This window comes from Tenacibaculum discolor, from assembly GCF_003664185.1.
Taxonomy (GTDB): Bacteria; Bacteroidota; Bacteroidia; order Flavobacteriales; family Flavobacteriaceae; genus Polaribacter; species Polaribacter discolor.
Genome location: NZ_RCCS01000008.1, coordinates 1 through 18,798 on the forward strand (window position 1 = coordinate 1; position 18,798 = coordinate 18,798).

An 18,798-nucleotide genomic window follows, 5' to 3' on the forward strand; every position below is an offset into this window, starting at 1 on the left:
CCGTTTGCGGGTGCAAATATAGATACCTTTTTCCATTCAACAAGCACTTTTCCAACCTTTTTTTTAAACTATTTTTTAATACGCTATACACTAATCAGTTACATACAAAAGTTTTTTATACCATACACATCTCCTTCCTTTTCCCCTTATATTTATAACCATTGTACTACTTCTAGCATGGAGAAAATTTCCCTCTTATACTACTTTATCATCAAACTTAAAGAGGTCTCTAAATTCTAATTCATTTACTTTTTCTTATGTTTTCGCTTCTTTCGCATCTTTGCAAACATCTCTTTATACTCGGATACGTCAACATATCCTCTACTTTTTGATACAATTACTAAATAGTTCTTACGTAGTTTTGGTTCTTGATACTCTAACTTTTCATCTATATAAGCACGCTGTAATATATCTTCTACTAAATAATCTTCATTCTCCGTTTCTGGTTTGTACTCTGACTTTAATGATAACTTAAATAAATTTGCTGTGGTATTATACCAAAAGGCTTTCCAACCACTTCTTAATTCTTTTACATTATCAAAAGCTGTTTTTCCTGTTTGACGGTGGATTAACTTTAAAAGAATTCTTCCTTCAGTTCTTGTTAATTTCTTTAAAGGTGCTGTTAACTCTTCTTCTAAATACTTCTGAATTCTTTTTATGTATTTTCTTTTTTTACTTTTTGATTTAACTCTAGCTAGACGAGAGTTTACACTATCTACTCTTTTTGCCGCTAAAATTGCGTAGGGATATGCTTTAAATACTTTTTTACGAAGCCAATAATAATATAAAATATCTTTTTTTTCTTTAAACTTATGTTTTGGAAGTACTGTTACTTCATTTAGCTCTATCATTAAACTATCTCCTTCCCTTATCAAGATATATTCGTCATTAAAGTTTGGTAATGTATCTCTAATTTGCGCACTTAAAGCTGTTACGAATAATAATAAGTATATGTAAAGTAATTTTTTCATTTGATTTTTGATAAGCAAAAGGATTTCAAATGTATCATTTCTCTTTTAAAACAAAAAAACTCATGAAGTATTTCATGAGTTTTTATTTATTTTTTTGTATTTTCTTATTATTCTGCCATAATTGAAGCTGCTACTTGCTTATAAGTTCCGTTCTCTAATTTTTCGCGGATTGCAGAAAATGCTTCAATTGTTTCATTTACGTCTTCAATTGTATGACGTGCTGTTGGAATTAATCTTAGTATTATTAATCCTTTAGGTATTACTGGGTATACTACAATTGAACAGAATACTCCATGATTTTCTCTTAAATCATTCACCATTGCCATGGCTTCTGGAATTTCTCCTTTTAAGTATACTGGTGTTATACACGTTTGTGTTGTTCCTAAATCAAAACCTGCTTCTCGTAAACCTGATTGTAATGCATTGGTTATTTTCCAAAGATTTTCTTTAAGTTCTGGCATAGTACGAATCATATCCAAACGTTTTAAAGCACCTTTTACCATTGGCATTGGTAAAGATTTTGCAAACATTTGAGATCGCATATTATATTGTAAGTATTGAACTACATCTTTATCTCCTGCAAAGAATGCTCCAATTCCTGCCATAGATTTTGCGAACGTCGCAAAGTATACATCTATTCCGTCTTGTACTCCTTGTTCAAATCCTGTTCCTCTTCCTCCTTCTCCTAAAGTTCCAAACCCGTGTGCATCATCTACTAATAAACGGAAGTTATATTTTTCTTTTAAGGCTACTATTTCTGCTAAACGTCCTTGTTCACCTCGCATACCGAATACCCCTTCAGAAACTAACAAAATTCCACCTCCTGTTTTTTCTGCCATTTTGGTGGCACGCTTCAAGTTTTTCTCACAACTTTCTATATCATTGTGACGATAAACAAAACGTTTTCCTGCATGTAAACGAACTCCATCTATAATACATGCATGTGTATCCATGTCATATACTATGATATCGTCTTTTCCTACTAAAGCATCAATTGCTGACACCATTCCTTGGTATCCGAAGTTTACTAAATAAGCTGCTTCTTTCCCAACAAATTCGGCACATTCTTGCTCTAATTGTTCATGGTATTTTGTGTGACCTGACATCATACGAGCTCCCATAGGGTACGCCATACCATCTGTAGCAGCAGATTCTCCATCTACTTTTAAAACTTCTGGATGATTTGCTAATCCTAAGTAGTCATTAATACTCCAAGTTATTACTTTTTTTCCATTGAAAGACATACGGTTAGAAATTGGTCCTTCTAATTTAGGAAACACATAATACCCTTCTGCTTTATCTGCCCATTTTCCTAAAGGTCCTTTATCTCCTTTAATTCTTTCAAATAAATCTTTAACCATTGTTATTTTTGATTTTTATAGGATGCGAAAGTAGTGCTTTTTAACAGATTTTCAAAAATTACCTACTGTTTCATTTTCAATAAATAATAAAAACACTACTTTATTAAACCTATAAAGTTCTTCAGTTTTTAGGATAAAATGTTTGATTTTAGCTCTTCTATAAATGGTTGTTTATATAATCTTTTTCCTAATGCTTTATGAATTGCATTTGCTACTGCTCCTCCTGCAGGTGGTAAACCTGGTTCTCCTAAGCCTGTTGGTGCTATTTCATTTTCTACAAAATGTACTTCAACCTTAGGGGTTTCATTTATTTTTATTAATCGATAGTTATCAAAATTTCTACTTGATGGTTTTCCTTCATTAAAAGTTAAATTACCATACATAGCATGTCCAATACCATCAATTACTCCTCCTACTACTTGATTTTTAGCTCCTGTTGGATTTACAACGATACCACAATCGACTGCTGCAACTACTTTTGTTACCACTGGTACCCCATCCTTTAACTCTACTTCAGCTACTTCTGCTACATGGGTATTATGACTGTAATAAGCTGAAAAACCTTGATAAACTCCTTCTTTAGCTTTACCCCAGTTTCCTTTTTCTGCAGCCAATCTAATTGCATCTTGCATTCTTTTTCCTGAGTACTGAATTTTTTCGTCTTTCGTTTCCTTTACATTTTCTAGTAAATCTAAACGCAATTGTACTGGATCAACCTCTAGTTCTTGTGCTAATTCATCAAAAAAGCATTGTTCTGCATATCCTAAAAAGTTGGTATATGGTGCTCTCCAAGCTCCTGTGCTGATATTACTTTTATAATTTCCTGTTGATACTTTATAGTTTGGAATACATCCAGCTGGAAAGAAATGTGGAATTAATCCATACATATTATCATTAATTGCTGCTTCTTTTAAATGATATCCTGTTACTTTTCCATCTTTAATTGATGCCGCTATTTTATATTTAATAGCCGGTCGGTAAATACCTGCTATTATATCTTCTTCTCTTGTTGAAACCATTTTTACTGGTTTCTTAATTTTATCAGATATTTCAAGTGTTTCATATACAAAGTCTCCATACAGTCTTCTCCCAAAACCACCTCCCATTCTTGTCATTTCTACATGTACCTGCTCTAAATTACGCCCTAGCATTTCTGATGCTACTTGAGCTGCATACTCTGGGGTTTGCACAGGACCTACTAAATGAACCTTATCTGGTGTTACATTTGCATAGAAATTCATTGGCTCCATACAGTTGTGAGGTAAAAAAGGCGAATGATAGGTGCGTTCTATGACTTTATCCGCTTCTGAAAATGCTTTTTTTACATCTCCATCTTCTCTTCTTACATCAAGCTTATCTTCATTTAATAAGCTTAATAGTTTTTCATCATGAAGCTTTGTATCTTCAAGTTTAGAGTCAGCTTTCCATGTAGCCTTGATAGCTTTTGCTCCTTTTATAGCAGCCCAAGTATTTTTAGCTATTACTACTACTTTATCTGATTTTGGTAATTTGAAAGTCCAGTTATTTTTACCTGACTCAATAAAGTTTCTTGCTTTTTCTCCTATTGTAACAACATCTATTACTCCTGATATATTTTTGGCTTCCGATGCATCAAAAGATTCTAAAGCATCACCAAAGGCTGGTGGTCTTACTACAGCTGCATAAACCATTCCTTCCTCTTTATAATCTAATCCAAATAAAGGTTTTCCTGTTACTATTTTTTCTACATCAACATTTATAGCATCTTTACCTATGATAGAAAATTCTGAAGGTTTCTTTAATGTTACATTTTCTGGAACTTCTAATATTGCTGCTTCTTTAACCACTTCTCCATAGCCTAATTTATCGCCATTTGCATTGGTAATTACACCTTTTGATGCAGAACAAGTAGCGGCATCAACACCCCATTTTACTGCTGCTGCATTTATTAACATTTGTTTAGTTGTAGCCCCTGTTTGTCTTAATGCTGTCCAACCCAAACGAATAGATTGACTTCCTCCAGCTAATTGACGGGTATAATTTTTTGTATCTAACGGAGCTTGGACTACATGTACTTTGTCCCATTCAACATCTAATTCTTCAGCAATAATCATTGGCATTGAAGTTTTCACTCCTTGTCCAATTTCTGGATTAGGAGAGTAAATAGTTACATATCCTTCATCAGATATTTTTATGAATGCGTTAAAATCATTGAAATTTAGATTTTCAACATCTACAGATGGTTTTACATTAGGTTTACAAGCAGTAAATAGATTAAATCCAATCATAATGCCACCACTAGCTAATGCAGAAGTTCTTAAAAAGTTTCTTCTGCTAAACGTGAAGTTTTTTTCTTGTGTACTCATGATTGAAAGTTTTTAAGACATTTTATCTGCAGCCAATGCAACTGCCTTTTCTATTCTATTGTATGCAGCACAACGACAAATATTACCTTGCATTGCTTCTCTTATCTCTTCTTTTGAAGGATTTGGATTTTCTTTTAAGAAGGAAGCAGCTGTCATAATTTGACCTGCTTGACAATATCCACACTGTGGAACGTCTACTTCTTTCCAAGCTTTTTGTAGTGGATGATCTCCTTCGGTTGATAACCCTTCAATGGTTGTTATTTCTTCACCATCCAACATAGAAACTTGTAATTGACAACTTCTCATTGCTGTTCCATCTACATGAACAGTACAGGCTCCGCATTGTGCTATTCCACAACCGAATTTAGTTCCTACCATATTGAGTTCATCTCGTAAAACCCACAACAATGGTGTATCAGCATCTGCCTTAAAGGACACCGACTTTCCGTTAATTTTTAATGTATAATTTGGCATTTTGGCTAATTTTTGTTTGTCTCGTGTAAGTTACAAAAAATATAAATGCCTGTTTGTTAATGAGGTTCTTTTAAGATAATTTTAAATAAAAAGAGAGGCTCTAGCCTCTCTTTTTATTATTTATTTTCTAAAAACGTACTTACATTTTTCTCTATTCTCTCGAGTACGTTTTCGGTATTTGCCTTTATAAAATTCTCTCCTGTTATTTGCTCGTATAGCTCAATATATCTATTTGAGATTTCAATAACTTTTTCATCAGACATTTCAGGAATTTCTTGACCTTCTTTTCCTTGAAAACCATTTTCAATTAACCATTGACGTACAAATTCTTTTGATAATTGTTTTTGCTTTTCTCCTTTTTCTTGACGTTCTGCATATCCGTCAGCATAAAAATAACGAGATGAATCTGGTGTATGGATTTCATCAATCAATACAATTTTACCGTCTTTAGTTTTTCCGAATTCATATTTAGTATCTACTAAAATCAACCCTCTTTTAGCTGCTAACTCGGTTCCTCTTTTAAACAGTTTTCTAGTATAGTCTTCTAAGACTAAATAATCTTCTTCTGATACAATTCCTTTAGCTAAAATGTCTTCACGAGAAATGTCTTCATCATGCTCTCCATTATCTGCTTTGGTAGATGGTGTAATAATTGGCTCTGGGAACTTATCATTTTCTTTCATTCCTTCTGGCATTGCTACCCCACAAAGTGTTCTTTTTCCTGCTGCATATTCACGAGCTGCATGCCCCGATAAATATCCACGGATAACCATTTCTACTTTAAAAGGTTCACATAAATGACCTACTGCTACGTTTTCATCTGGATTTGCTAATAACCAATTCGGAACAATATCAACTGTATCGTTCATCATTTTTGTAGCAATTTGGTTTAAAATTTGTCCTTTAAAAGGTATTTGACGCGGTAAAATTACATCGAAAGCGGAAAGTCTATCAGAAGCAATCATTACCAACAACTCATCATTGATATTATAAACTTCTCTTACTTTTCCTTTATAAACTTCTTTTTGTCCTTGAAACTGGAAGTTTGTTTCGTTAATTGTATTCATTGTATGTTGTTGTGTTGTTGCCCGCAAATGTAAACTAATCACTAAATACTGACAACTAAAAACTACTCCGTTTCTATACTTTTATAAGCTGAAATAATTCTTTTAACTAATCGATGACGGATTACATCTTTATCGTCTAAATACACTTGTGCAATTCCTTCAATATCCTTCAAAGCCAATAACGATTCTTTCAAGCCTGATACTTGTCTTCTTGGTAAATCTATCTGACCTGGATCTCCTGTAATGATAAATTTTGCGTGCATTCCCATACGCGTTAAAAACATTTTCATTTGGTTATGGGTTGTGTTTTGCGCTTCATCTAAAATTACAAAAGCGTTGTCTAAGGTACGACCACGCATAAAAGCTAGTGGTGCTATTTGTATTACTCCTTTTTCTAGATGTGATTCTAATTTTTCATGAGGAATCATATCTCGAAGTGCATCGTATAAAGGTTGCATATATGGATCTAGTTTTTCCTTTAAATCTCCTGGAAGAAACCCTAAATTTTCGCCTGATTCTACCGCAGGTCTTGTTAAAATAATTCGTCTTACCTCTTTTTCTTTTAATGCTTTTACAGCCAAGGCAACTGCCGTATATGTTTTACCTGTACCTGCAGGTCCTACTGCAAATAACATATCATTCTTTTGCATTAACTCAACCATTTTACGTTGGTTATCCGTTTGCGCTTTAATTAACCTACCACTAACACCATGAACTAATACATCTTTTGCTTTACCTGACTTTCGTATTTCTTCTTCCTTACCTGTTGATGTTAAAATACGCTCAATACTATTTTCATCTAGCTTATTATACCTATTAAAGTATTTGATAAGCATTTCTAATCGCTTTTCAAATTCATTTAATAATTCAGGTTCACCAAAAATCTTAAGTTTATTTCCTCTAGCTACTATTTTTATTTTAGGAAAGAATGTTTTTAACTGAGTAATAGTGCTGTTTTGAGCTCCAAAAAAATCGTTTGGGTTGATTTCTGTTAATTCAATTACGCGTTCGTTCAAATGATAAAAGTTTTAATATTATTCACACTAAAAATAATGATTATTTTTCTTGAATTACGTAGTTTTGTTTAAAATTTCAGCATAATTTTTCACAAATTAATTAACAAACACCTAAATTAATGTCTCTTATTACATTAACTACTGATTTTGGAACGAAAGACCACTTTGTAGGTGCTGTAAAAGGGGCTATTTATTCTGAGTTGCCTGATGCAAAGATTGTTGATATTACGCATGAAATTTCTCCTTTCAACATTACTGAAACTGCTTATATTTTAAAGAATGCTTATAAAAGTTTTCCTGATAAAACGATTCATGTAATTGGTGTAGACTCAGAATTAAGTGTGGACAATAAGCATATTGCTTTAGAGTTGGACAATCATTATTTTATTTGTCCTGACAATGGATTAATTTCTATGATTGCTTCTGAAATTAATCCAACTAAAATTGTTGAAATTAATATTCACGATCGTATTGAAAGTAGTTTTCCTGTACTGGATGTTTTTGTGCAAGTAGCTTCTCATATTGCTCGTGGTGGTAGCTTAAATGTTATTGGTAGAGAGATTGAGACTTATAAAAAGATTGTTGAGATTAAACCTAAAGTAAACGAACAACAAACTATTATCTCAGGAGGTGTTATTTACATTGATAATTACGGAAATGTAATTACAAACATTAGTAAAAAACAATTTAATACTATTGGAAAAGGTCGTGATTACAAAGTAACAGCAAGACGCTATACCTTTTCTAAAATTTACAGCCGATATAATGAAATTGTTGATTTTTCGGTTACTGACAAAAGACAATACGATGGTGAAAAGTTAGCTATTTTTAATTCTGCTGGTTTTTTAGAAATTGCTATTTACCGAAGTAATTTAGAAACGGTTGGTGGAGCTTCTACCCTACTAGGTTTAGAATACCGTGATACCATTACCATTGAATTTGAAAACCCTATTAAACCAGAATTTACACCTATAAATTAAATTTATGTTTGTACGAATTGTAAAAATGAGCTTTCAGCCAGAAAAAATTGAAGAGTTTTTAAACAACTTTAATTCAAAAAAAGAGTTTATACGAAATTCACCTGGTTGTCGTTTATTAGAGTTATATAGAGACAAAACAAATCCGAATATATTTTTCACTTATAGCTATTGGGATACTGAGCAAGATTTAGAAAACTACAGAAATTCTGAATTATTTAAAGGTGTTTGGTCACAAACCAAAGTTTTATTTAATGACAAGCCTCTTGCTTGGAGTGTTGATAAAGTTGAATCGTTAACTTAATGAGTTTATTCAGTCCTTTTCCTGTTTTATATACACCTCGGCTTGTACTAAGAAAACTTGTTGATAATGATAAAGAGGCTGTTTTTAAAATTCGATCGAATTCAGTAGTCAATAAATTTATTGATAGAAAGATTCCTAGTGATATTTCTGATGTGGAAGATTTTATAAAACTAATTGATGAATTAGTACTTAAAAACGAAGGTATTTACTGGATTATTGAAAACAACAACGAGGTTATAGGTTCTATTGGTTTACGTCATTTTAATGATAATTTGTCTTATGCTGAAATTGGCTATGAATTACATCCTGACGCTCACGGAAAAGGTTTTATGAGTGAAGCTTTAAAAGAAGTTATTCAATTTGGCTTTAGTTCACTTAACTTGAATGAAATTGAAGCTTATACTCATAAACACAATAAAGGTTCTATAAATTTGTTAAAAAAGTTTAACTTTAAATTACGTCCCAATAAAAAAGATAACGACTTCGAGAATAATGTTATTTTTGGACTTCTTAAAAACGAACAATAGTATTTTATGCTACCACTACTAAAAAAAGAATTTAACTCATTTTTTGCCTCTCCCATTGCCTATTTGGTTATTGGAGTATTTTTACTTGTAAATGGCTTATTCTTATGGGTATTTAAAGATAATTTCAACATTTTAAATGCAGGGTTTGCCGATTTAAGTAGCTTTTTTTATTTAGCTCCATGGTTGTTTTTATTCCTGATTCCTGCCATAACAATGAAAAGTTTTGCAGATGAGTTTAATAGTGGAACCATTGAAATTTTAAAAACCAAACCACTTACCGATTGGCAAATTGTTTTAGGTAAGTTTTTTGCTGCCCTTTTACTCGTTATAATAGCATTATTACCTACGCTAACCTATGCTTATACTGTGTATCAATTAGGAAGCCCTATTGGAAATTTAGATGTAGGTAGTACAATTGGTTCGTATTTAGGGTTGTTATTTTTAGCATCAACCTATACTGCTGTAGGATTATTTACTTCTACCCTTTCAAATAATCAGATTGTAGCATTTATTGTAAGTGTATTTATCACTTTTGCTTTATTCTACGGATTTGATGCTGTCGGATCTTCTTTAGGAAACTCAGGATATGCCTTACAACAATTTGGTATTAACGAACACTTTAAAAGTATTAGTCGTGGTGTAGTAGATACTCGTGATTTAATCTACTTTATCAGTGTGACGTTCTTCTTTTTATTCATCACTAAACAACAGTTAAAAAATGAATAAGAAATTACAACACATCGCATTAGCTCTTATTGGACTGTTAGTTCTTAACTATGTGGCTAACTCTATATACAAACGTTTTGATTTAACACAAGATAAACGATATACCTTATCGGAAGTAAGTGAAAGTCTTATTGATAAAATTGATACCCCACTAACGATTCATGTATTCTTAGAAGGTGATTTTCCTGCGGAATTTAAGCGTTTACAAATAGAAACACGCCAGTTTTTAGAGGAATTACAAGCAAAAAACTCTAATATTCGTTTCCGTTTTATCAATCCTGATAATATTCGTGAACGTTTGGTGAAAAGAGGAATGATGCCTAGCCAATTAACTGTAGAGGAAGATGGGAAGTTATCTGAAGCTATTATTTTTCCTTGGGCAGAAATTACTTATGGTAAAAAAGTAGAGTTAATTTCTTTACTTCCTAACTCTATTGCTAAAACGCAAGAGGCGCAGTTACAAAATGCTGTTGAAAAATTAGAGTATTCTTTTGCTAATGCATTACATAATATTACTTTAAAAGAAAGACAGAAAATAGCGGTATTAGCTGGTAATGGTGAGCTTCAAGATATTTATCAATATAGTTTGTTAAGTGAAGTTGGTAAAAAATACCGTTTAGCCAAATTTACATTAGATAGTGTGGCAAGCAATCCGCAAAAAACCTTGAAAGATTTACGTAACTACGATTTAGCAATTATAGCAAAACCTACTGAACGTTTTACTGAGGAAGAAAAATTTACCGTTGATCAGTTTATAGCAAATGGTGGTAAAAGTTTATGGATGCTAGATAATAACTATGCGGATACTGATAGTTTATACAATGAAGGGAAAATGTTAGCATTTCCTCGTGATTTGAATTTAACTGATTTATTGTTTGGCTATCAAGTTCGTGTAAATAATAAACTAATTCAAGATTTATACTCGGCTAAAATTCCATTAGCTACAGGAAATGTAGGAAACCAAACACAGTTCCAACACTTAAACTGGTTTTATCATCCATTAGTTAATGGAAATCCGAGCCATCCGATTACTAAAAATGTAGCACCTGTTCGTTTTCGTTTTGCTACTCAAATAGATACTTTGAAGGGGAATTTGAAAAAAACTCCGTTATTAGTGACTTCTGTACTCACTAAAAAAACTGGAACGCCTAATTTTATTGAGTTACAAAGTATTGCGAAAGAACCTAAAGAAAATGAGTTTGCTTCAGGTCCACAATTATTAGCTGTGTTATTGGAAGGAGCTATTCCTTCAGCATATAAAAACAGAATAAAACCTTTTGACACTCCTGATTTTAAAGCTGAGAGCACAAACAATAAAATGATTGTAATTGCTGATGGTGATGTCGGCAGAAATCAGATTTTAAAAGGAAAACCACACGATTTGTCCTTAGATAAATGGACAGGAGAACAGTTTGGAAATAAAGAATTTTTAATCAATGCTATTGACTATTTATTAGATGATTCTGGATTGATTCAACTGCGTAATAAAACCATTCAAATTAACTTATTGGATAAGCAACGTGCTTTTGCTGAAAAACGTTTTTGGCAATTTATCAATATTGGTATTCCATTAGTACTATTAGCACTGTTTGGTTTTGGTTTTAATTACTGGAGGAAGAAGAAGTATCAGTAGTTGATTAGCTATATAAAAATGAAAGCAAAATATTCTTCAAGTAGTCAACAAAAGTATACAGACTTTATAGGTATTATATTTTTGTTGGCCTTAATTAATTTTACCTTAATAACTTCAGAAAGTGTGAATTCATACTTTCTAGTTTTATCGTTTATTATCTCTATTTTATTTAGTGTTCTAGCCCACAAAAAATTATATAAACAAGCGTTTAAAATTTCTTTTTTTGAGGATAAAATAGAAGTAACATATGACAACATTATAAAAACTGAAACTATTAATTATCATGACATTATAGTTTACAAATACTCTGCTCCTTACAGTAGCAAAACACCTCATTCTAACTACTTAATTTTAAAAGATTATAAGTTTCGTTTTTCTCCTGTAGCTAAAAATAAAGATTTTATAGCGTTCTGTAAATGGCTTAAATCTAAAAATGAATCTATTAAAATTGAAATTTCTCCTTCAGACGATTATCTAAACCATTTATATCAAGAAGAGTTTGGGTTTAATTACAGGTAAACCTAACAACACCCTAAAGACATAGCAAGTTATTATGTTTAAACTGATAACTCAATGCTTTTTGAAGTTTTTTGCTACTAATTATTTTGTAAACTAATGGTTTTGAGTCGTCAAATTCTGGAATAGGTTTTCCTAGAATTTTTCTAGCATTTATATAGAAATCTTCTCTGGTTGGGTGATCGTTTGCACAGGCATTAAAAACTTCACCAAAAACATTCTGTTCTATAATTTGTTCTATAATAGCAATGCAGTCTTCTCTATGTATCATATTTACATAACCTTTTGGATGTGGAATTTTTCTATTAGCAAACCAATTTCCTGGTTGCCTTTTTTCTCCAAATAATCCAGCAAAACGAATTATGGTTGTTTGAAAATTATTATTATTTCTAAATAAGTTTTCTATTTCAACTAGTGGTGAATTTATTGTTTTATCTTCTTCAGTCATTTCCTTATTTAAACTAGGATACACCGAAGTAGAGCTAATAAAAATTACTTTAACTGTGTTTGATTTCTCAATAGAAGAAATTAACCTTTTAAAGTTTTCTACCTCTTTGGAAGTAATAGCTATGATTAGAACATCAGCATCTAAAAATTCTGATGAAATATTTTTGCCTGAAATATCAACTACGTAAGGGGCAATCGCAACTGATTCTAATTCTTGAAGTTTATCTTTAGAAGTTGTTGAACCATTTACTTTATATCCCTTCTTTGTAAAATATATTCCTAATTCTTTGCCTAACCATCCGCAACCTAAAATACTAACATTTTTCATTACAACAATTATCGTCTTTTACTATTTTACATGAAACCACCGCTAATAAAGCTCCTATAATTGGTGCTAATATATACAACCATAAATGCTCTAAGTGACCAGAAACTAGCGCTGGTGCAATGGAACGTGCAGGATTCATAGAAGCTTTGGTTATAGGTCCTGCAAACATGGCTTCTAATAACACTACACCCCCAATGGCTATACCTGCCATTACTCCTACTTCTTTACTTCCTGTAGATACATTGATAATAGTAAGCATTAAAAAGAAGGTTAATAACAATTCTAAAATAAAAGCTCTCCAAGGTACTACCGTTGGTAATGTAGCTCCGTAAAATTCACTTGTAGGAAATAATACCCAAAGCATAACACTAGCCAACAAAGCTCCTACTAATTGAGCTATAATATATTTAGGCACCTCTTTCCATGAAAATCTTTTAGCATAAGCAAAAGCAACTGTGACTGCAGGATTAAAATGTGCTCCAGAAATTTCTCCAAAGGCATAAATCATTGCCATCACTATCAATCCCCAAGTAATTGCAACCCCAATATGCGTCAAATCTGCTCCACTGGTTATTTCATTTACCGTCATTGCCCCTGTTCCACAGAAAATTAAAGCAAAAGTTCCTATACTTTCAGCTATATATTTTTTCATTTTATAAGTTTCTATCTACTAATTTTTCTTTGAATAATTCTACTTGTCTTCTATGTCTTAATATATGTACAATAGCATGTTCAAATAATTGTTCTACATCATATTTCTGCCCCCACCTTACGTGAACCTTTTTATTTGGATCTAATTCTTCTAATTTAATATTAGGATAATCGTTGAAGAGTTGCTCATTATAAGCAAACATTGTATCTAATGCTTTATTATACTCCGAAACAGAGTTTAGTTGCTCTTTTTCTTTATAAACTATATCTTCTCCTAACCACTTTCTTATTTCAATAACATAGGTATATCCTGCCCTAACAACATGTGTCAGTATTGTTTGAATTGACTTACAATCTTCATCTTTAGTCTCACTATCAACTATTTGAATCAATTCTTTTGAAGTAACATCTTTAATTACCTCCTTAAACTCTTCTATTGACTTTTCATACTCATCTAACAAAGCTCCAATAGCTCCATTTTTTCTATATATTCTTTTTCTTATCATTCTTTCTTTAATTGCAAATATCTATTAAAACAAGACTACGGTATTTTAAGTTTTTGTTAACATTAATCCGAGGAATTCCTTGTAATTTTAACAAAACTAATTTAAAACAAATCAATCAACATGAAAAAAATACTTTTAAGCTTGTTTGTTGTTGCTTTATCAACAAATATCAATGCACAATTAAAAACCCCTGCCCCTAGTCCTGCAGCTAAATTAGAGCAAACTGTAGGTTTAACAGATGTATCAGTTGAATATTCTCGTCCAAGTATGAAAGGGAGAACTATTTTTGGAGATTTAGTTCCTTACGGAAAAGTATGGAGAACTGGTGCTAACGCAAATACCAAAGTTACTTTTAGCGACGATGTTACTATTGATGGTAAAACCTTAAAAAAAGGAACGTACGCTTTATATACTAAACCAGGAAAAGATTCTTGGGAAGTATTATTTTATTCTGATGCTAACAACTGGGGAACTCCTCAAAAATGGGATGACTCTAAAGTAGCTGTATCTACTACTGCTAAAGTTGAAGCTATGCCTGTGAAAATTGAAACGTTTACAATGTCTATTGACGATTTAACAAACGATTCTGCTGTATTAGGAATTTTATGGGAAAATGCTTACGTAGGTGTAAAGTTTAATACTCCTACTGATAAGGCTGTAGAAAAAAGCATTGCACAAGTAATGGGTGGACCTTCTGCCAATGATTATTTTTCTTCTGCTGTGTATTACTTACAAGAAGGAAAAGACATTAACAAAGCTAAAAATTGGATTAACAAAGCAGTTGATATGACTAAAGATCAACCTCGTTTTTGGTACTTACGTCAACAATCTTTAATCTTAGCTAAAGCTGGTGATAAAAAAGGTGCTGTTAAAGCAGCTAAAGCTTCATTAGCAGGTGCAAAGGAGGCAGGAAATGCTGACTATGTAAAAATGAATAAAGAGTTTATTGCTAAAATGAAATAATTTTAGCATACAATGTCTTCATAAAAAACTCGCTCTTCGCGAGTTTTTTTTCTTAAAAATAAATCATAACATGAAAACCAACTCAAATACACCCTTACAATTTTCTTGTGGTGCCACAATGAAAAATAAATTCATGCTTGCACCAATGACCAATACACAAAGTTTCGAAAACGGGCAACTTTCTGATGAGGAGTTTCATTGGCTAACAATGAGAGCTGAAGGACAATTTGGAATGGTAATGACGTGTGCTTCTCATGTACAAGAAAACGGTAAAGGTTTCCCAGGACAATTAGGTATTTTTTCTGACGAACAAATTCCGGGACATACTAAACTCGCAAAAAGTATTAAGTCTTATGGTAGCTTAGCCGTAATTCAATTACACCACGCAGGTATGCGATCACCATCAGAATTGATTGATGGTCTACCTGTTTGCCCTTCAAAAAACGAAAAACACAATGCTCGTGAATTATCATTAGATGAAATTTATGAACTTAAAAACAATTTTGTTAAAGCAGCTAATAGAGCTAAAAAATGTGGTTATGATGGTGTTGAAGTCCATGGAGCTCACGGATATATTTTAACTCAATTTTTAAGTAGTGAAATTAACAAAAGAACCGATCAATATGGTGGAAGTTTAGTTAATAGATCGCGCCTTTTATTTGAGATTATTAATGAGATAAGAAGTACCTGCGGTGCTGATTTTTTAATAGGGGTTCGACTTTCTCCTGAAAGATTTGGTATGGATATTCTTGAAATAAAGGAAATATGTAAACGGTTAGTAACAGAAAATAAAATAGACTTTATTGATCTCTCTCTATGGGATGTTTTTAAATATCCTGAACAAAAAGATTTTCAAAATAAAACCTTGTTAGAACATTTTACTGAATTAGATTACAAAAATGTTCTTGTAACCGTTGCTGGAAAAATTAATAGTGGTGAAAATGTTACTAAAATATTAAATACTGGGATTGATTTTGTTTGTATCGGACGATCTGGAATTTTACATCATGACTTTCCTCTACAAGTTATTAAAGACTCCTCTTTTAAAAGCATTGAAACACCTGTTTCAAAAGACTACTTAATTAATGAAGGATTAAGTGATACGTTTATAAATTATATGCGTAGGTGGCCTAACTTTGTTAAAGACGAAGCTTCTTAAAAAGACTTTATTAATTTTTAAAATTTATTTGAGTTTTTATGTAACAAATTACATTGTTTCTCTACTAATACAGTATAAAACAGTTTTACTATGAAAAATTTATATCGTAAAAAATCTTTGATGTTATTATCAATAGGGATTTTAACCATTGCCGCTTCTCAAATACTTACTCATTATTTAAAAATATCAGACTTAATGCAAGGTTTAAGTTTTGGTGTAGGAATCGGTTTACTAATTACAGCTATTGTGTTTAGGAATAAAACACTGGTAAAGGCTAGTTAAAATCTTAAAAATAAAAGACTGTTAAAAAACAGTCTTTTATTTTATAATTCCTAGATGAATTATACGTCCACCCGATTGATTTACAGGGTTTACACTCTTCCCTACTACAATTCCTCTTTCTGGAGCGTAATATTTCTTAATTCTATTACCAAACACATCTCGTAGTGTGGCAATATGGTCTCCTTCTTCTACAATATCTCTTAAATCAACATGAACAGTGAGTAAGCCTCCTTCTTGTGTATATAACCAATAGGATTTTTCACAAACTACTGTATTTCTCTTAGAGGTTTCATATTCATCATCCGTAATCCCTAAATATGCCAATACATTGTGTACTCCTGCTACTCCACTTTTAATTATTTTCTTTTGAAAACTATGCGGATTACCTACTTCAATAGTAATAGACGGAATTCCTAATTCTTCAGCTGCTCCTCTTAAAGTACCATCTGACGGAGGTGTATGTACTATAATTTCTGCATCTTGTAATAAGGCTAGTTTTTTAGTAACTTTATTATTCATATCACTTCTAATGTAAAATGAATTCACTCTACCAAAACTAGCTGTATGCAAGTCCAATAAATAATCGAATTTCTTTACTACTAAATTCAAAAAACGATTGGCATATACCTCACTTGTATTTCCATTATCTTTTCCTGGCATAATTCTGTTAATATCAACTCCATCGCTAAAAACTCGTGTTCCTCGAACAAATGAAGGTACATTAACTACTGGAATTCCTACAATTGTTCCTTTTAAATTTTCTGTATCCAAATCTTTAAACAATCGCTGGATAACAGATATTCCGTTCAATTCATTTCCATGAACCGCTGCTGTAAGCCCTAATACTATACCGTCTTCTTTTCCTCTAGCAACCATAACAGGAATACATGTAGGTATTCCCATTGCATTGGAAGTTACCTTTAACCAATAGTTTTTTATAGAGTTTTTAGGAGTTTGACTTACATCAAACTCTGTAATATATTCAATTTGGTGTCCCATATTCATACATTTAATATAGTTCGTTTAACAGCGTACTATCGTTATTTAATGAAGTAAATAGTTTCTTTTTAAACTTTTTATTTGAGTTTATTAAGCTAATACACATTTTATCGATAGCAATGGTGGAAAGTACTGTTTGTATAAAAGTTTCTATTAAATCATCTATTCCTAAACCTAGTTTGTTATAATCTCTTCTATCCATTATTAACAAACGATTTGTGTCAGATGTCCATTCATTTTCTCCTAACTTAACTGATAAATTGGTTCCTAACATTTGCCATGAATCTTTACTACTTTCTAAGTCGTTTACCAGTGGTAACAATGCTCTTCTCGAATACATACACAATGGTTTTATTCCATCTTTAGTACTACTAATCATCATGCGAATGTCAGACACAAACGTTTCTCCTTTAGCATTTGGCATTGTACCAACATGGTAATATTTCCCTTTGGTACTAACTGAACTCCAATTATAATTACCTATTAAACTTTGTACTATAAAACGTTCATACTCGATTTCTAACTTCATAAACTCTTCTAGTTCTTGTTCATTAACAATCGTATAAACCCCTTGTCCTGCATTACTATAAGGTATCTTTACAACAGCTTGTCCGCCCATTTTTTTCACCCATAACGGTATTTCATTCTTGCTTACATCCCAAATAGTATCTGGTATGTTTATTTTCATTCCGTATTCTTCTAACTCGGTATTGTAAATATCATATGCTTTGGCTGCGACCATTTTATTTCTTCCACCAGCTAAACAGGTAATAATCGGGTTTAAAATTTTTGTTTTACTATTAATAGGAAATCTATTCCATGGTTTTTGAGTTACATATCTAAAAATACCTCGTAATGGAATCCATTCTTCATCTTGTTTAACATAGAAGATTTCATTTTCTATTTTGATGTGATCGTTGTCTTTCTTTGAATAATAAGGCACTAAAAAGACATCTTCATTAAAAACATCTGCTATAACTGCTGCATAACCAGACGTTTCCATATAATTTTTATCGTAAAGTACTGCTAACCTACCATCTTTAACAAGTTTTCGCTTCTTTTCTAAAATAGGTTTAAAAGTTCTTTCAATTAATAAGCGATATACTCCGTCTTCTTTATTATCATCTAATAAAGGCATTGATTTTTGACCAGATGGACATGAATTATTTTCTATTATAACCATGTTTTTATCTCCATCTGCCGATGTTGAGTTGATCAAATCTGCTCCTCCCCATAAAAAGTACTTACATTCATACGACAAAATTTCTCTAAGCTTATCAGCATTTACTTTAGGGTGTAAATGGCAGTACCTAGCAATAATTCTCTCCTTATCAAGATTTAAAAAAAAGTTTACCATTGGATGAATTGTGGCGTTCAATACTTTAGGGTACCAATGATTCTCGTTATTAAATGTATTAGGTTTTATAAGCTCTATAGTTTTCATTATTCGTTTTTATAAATTTATTATCTCTTATAAATGATTATTTCTACATAATTAAAAATAATAAAAAAATAAACCTCCTAACCTTTGTTCGCATTAAATTAT

General features: G+C 31.8%; 20 protein-coding genes. 9 read left to right on the forward strand and 11 right to left on the reverse strand.

The annotated features are described in order from the left end of the window. Positions 1–245: 245 nt before the first annotated feature. The 6 genes from C8N27_RS10515 to C8N27_RS10540 form a co-directional block, all read right to left on the reverse strand. Positions 246–971 (reverse strand): DUF4294 domain-containing protein, encoded by a 726-nt coding sequence (locus C8N27_RS10515; protein WP_121147338.1) that lies wholly within the window; start codon positions 969–971, stop codon positions 246–248. Between the two features lie 107 nt (positions 972–1,078). Then, complete coding sequence (locus C8N27_RS10520) at positions 1,079–2,332, reverse strand: cysteate-C-fatty acyltransferase (protein WP_099216665.1); 1,254 nt, start codon at positions 2,330–2,332, stop codon at positions 1,079–1,081. A gap of 128 nt (positions 2,333–2,460) precedes the next feature. After that, on the reverse strand, positions 2,461–4,677 hold the full coding sequence (locus C8N27_RS10525; RefSeq protein ID WP_121147339.1) for a xanthine dehydrogenase family protein molybdopterin-binding subunit: 2,217 nt from the start codon (positions 4,675–4,677) through the stop codon (positions 2,461–2,463). A gap of 12 nt (positions 4,678–4,689) precedes the next feature. After that, on the reverse strand, positions 4,690–5,151 hold the full coding sequence (locus C8N27_RS10530; RefSeq protein ID WP_121147340.1) for a (2Fe-2S)-binding protein: 462 nt from the start codon (positions 5,149–5,151) through the stop codon (positions 4,690–4,692). A 116-nt stretch (positions 5,152–5,267) separates the two neighbouring features. Further along, a complete protein-coding gene (locus C8N27_RS10535; protein ID WP_121147341.1) occupies positions 5,268–6,218 on the reverse strand; it encodes a phosphoribosylaminoimidazolesuccinocarboxamide synthase in 951 nt (316 codons plus the stop codon). A gap of 62 nt (positions 6,219–6,280) precedes the next feature. Beyond that, positions 6,281–7,234: a PhoH family protein gene (locus C8N27_RS10540; protein WP_099216660.1), complete on the reverse strand. Its 954-nt coding sequence runs from the start codon at positions 7,232–7,234 to the stop codon at positions 6,281–6,283. 119 nt (positions 7,235–7,353) lie between these two features. Between C8N27_RS10540 and C8N27_RS10545 the strand changes: the two genes are divergently transcribed. Genes C8N27_RS10545 through C8N27_RS10570 form a run of 6 tightly spaced genes read left to right on the forward strand, consistent with a single transcriptional unit; the run spans position 7,354 to position 11,920 of the window. Continuing rightward, entirely contained in the window at positions 7,354–8,214 is an 861-nt protein-coding gene (locus C8N27_RS10545; protein ID WP_121147342.1) for an SAM hydrolase/SAM-dependent halogenase family protein, read from the forward strand. 4 nt (positions 8,215–8,218) lie between these two features. Beyond that, positions 8,219–8,515 carry a putative quinol monooxygenase gene (locus C8N27_RS10550; RefSeq protein ID WP_121147343.1) on the forward strand — a complete coding sequence of 99 codons (297 nt, stop codon included), beginning with the start codon at positions 8,219–8,221 and terminating at the stop codon, positions 8,513–8,515. After that, positions 8,515–9,042 carry a GNAT family N-acetyltransferase gene (locus C8N27_RS10555; protein WP_121147344.1) on the forward strand — a complete coding sequence of 176 codons (528 nt, stop codon included), beginning with the start codon at positions 8,515–8,517 and terminating at the stop codon, positions 9,040–9,042. Before C8N27_RS10550 ends, C8N27_RS10555 begins: the two co-directional genes overlap by 1 nt. 6 nt (positions 9,043–9,048) lie before the next feature. Further along, on the forward strand, positions 9,049–9,768 hold the full coding sequence (gene gldF, locus C8N27_RS10560) for a gliding motility-associated ABC transporter permease subunit GldF (RefSeq protein ID WP_121147345.1): 720 nt from the start codon (positions 9,049–9,051) through the stop codon (positions 9,766–9,768). Beyond that, entirely contained in the window at positions 9,761–11,401 is a 1,641-nt protein-coding gene (gene gldG, locus C8N27_RS10565; protein WP_121147346.1) for a gliding motility-associated ABC transporter substrate-binding protein GldG, read from the forward strand. Before gldF ends, gldG begins: the two co-directional genes overlap by 8 nt. A gap of 18 nt (positions 11,402–11,419) precedes the next feature. Then, positions 11,420–11,920 (forward strand): hypothetical protein, encoded by a 501-nt coding sequence (locus tag C8N27_RS10570; RefSeq protein ID WP_121147347.1) that lies wholly within the window; start codon positions 11,420–11,422, stop codon positions 11,918–11,920. A gap of 13 nt (positions 11,921–11,933) precedes the next feature. Here C8N27_RS10570 and C8N27_RS10575 read toward each other — a convergent pair whose 3' ends face one another. The 3 genes from C8N27_RS10575 to C8N27_RS10585 are packed head-to-tail and all read right to left on the reverse strand — an operon-like array spanning position 11,934 to position 13,849. Continuing rightward, on the reverse strand, positions 11,934–12,692 hold the full coding sequence (locus tag C8N27_RS10575; RefSeq protein WP_121147348.1) for a Rossmann-fold NAD(P)-binding domain-containing protein: 759 nt from the start codon (positions 12,690–12,692) through the stop codon (positions 11,934–11,936). Continuing rightward, entirely contained in the window at positions 12,679–13,344 is a 666-nt protein-coding gene (locus C8N27_RS10580) for an MIP family channel protein (RefSeq protein WP_121147349.1), read from the reverse strand. The genes C8N27_RS10575 and C8N27_RS10580 overlap by 14 nt, the downstream gene beginning before the upstream one ends. Before the next feature lies 1 nt (position 13,345). Further along, on the reverse strand, positions 13,346–13,849 hold the full coding sequence (locus tag C8N27_RS10585) for a hypothetical protein (protein ID WP_099216652.1): 504 nt from the start codon (positions 13,847–13,849) through the stop codon (positions 13,346–13,348). Between the two features lie 120 nt (positions 13,850–13,969). Here C8N27_RS10585 and C8N27_RS10590 point away from each other — a divergent pair, with 120 nt between their 5' ends. The 3 genes from C8N27_RS10590 (at position 13,970) to C8N27_RS10600 (ending at position 16,253) form a co-directional block, all read left to right on the forward strand. Beyond that, positions 13,970–14,812, forward strand: coding sequence for a DUF2911 domain-containing protein (locus C8N27_RS10590; RefSeq protein ID WP_121147350.1), 843 nt, complete (start codon positions 13,970–13,972; stop codon positions 14,810–14,812). Between the two features lie 70 nt (positions 14,813–14,882). Next, positions 14,883–15,971 (forward strand): NADH:flavin oxidoreductase, encoded by a 1,089-nt coding sequence (locus C8N27_RS10595; protein ID WP_121147351.1) that lies wholly within the window; start codon positions 14,883–14,885, stop codon positions 15,969–15,971. A gap of 120 nt (positions 15,972–16,091) precedes the next feature. Then, on the forward strand, positions 16,092–16,253 hold the full coding sequence (locus C8N27_RS10600; protein WP_167444745.1) for a hypothetical protein: 162 nt from the start codon (positions 16,092–16,094) through the stop codon (positions 16,251–16,253). A gap of 36 nt (positions 16,254–16,289) precedes the next feature. On the opposite strand, the gene C8N27_RS10605 is transcribed toward C8N27_RS10600, so the two are convergent. Both C8N27_RS10605 and C8N27_RS10610 read right to left on the reverse strand, forming a co-directional pair. Next, the gene (locus tag C8N27_RS10605) at positions 16,290–17,252 is read right to left on the reverse strand and encodes a succinylglutamate desuccinylase/aspartoacylase family protein (protein WP_121147353.1); all 963 of its coding nucleotides are present in this window, start codon (positions 17,250–17,252) and stop codon (positions 16,290–16,292) included. A gap of 10 nt (positions 17,253–17,262) precedes the next feature. Next, positions 17,263–18,696, reverse strand: coding sequence for an ATP-grasp domain-containing protein (locus C8N27_RS10610; protein WP_099216647.1), 1,434 nt, complete (start codon positions 18,694–18,696; stop codon positions 17,263–17,265). Positions 18,697–18,798 lie beyond the last annotated feature (102 nt).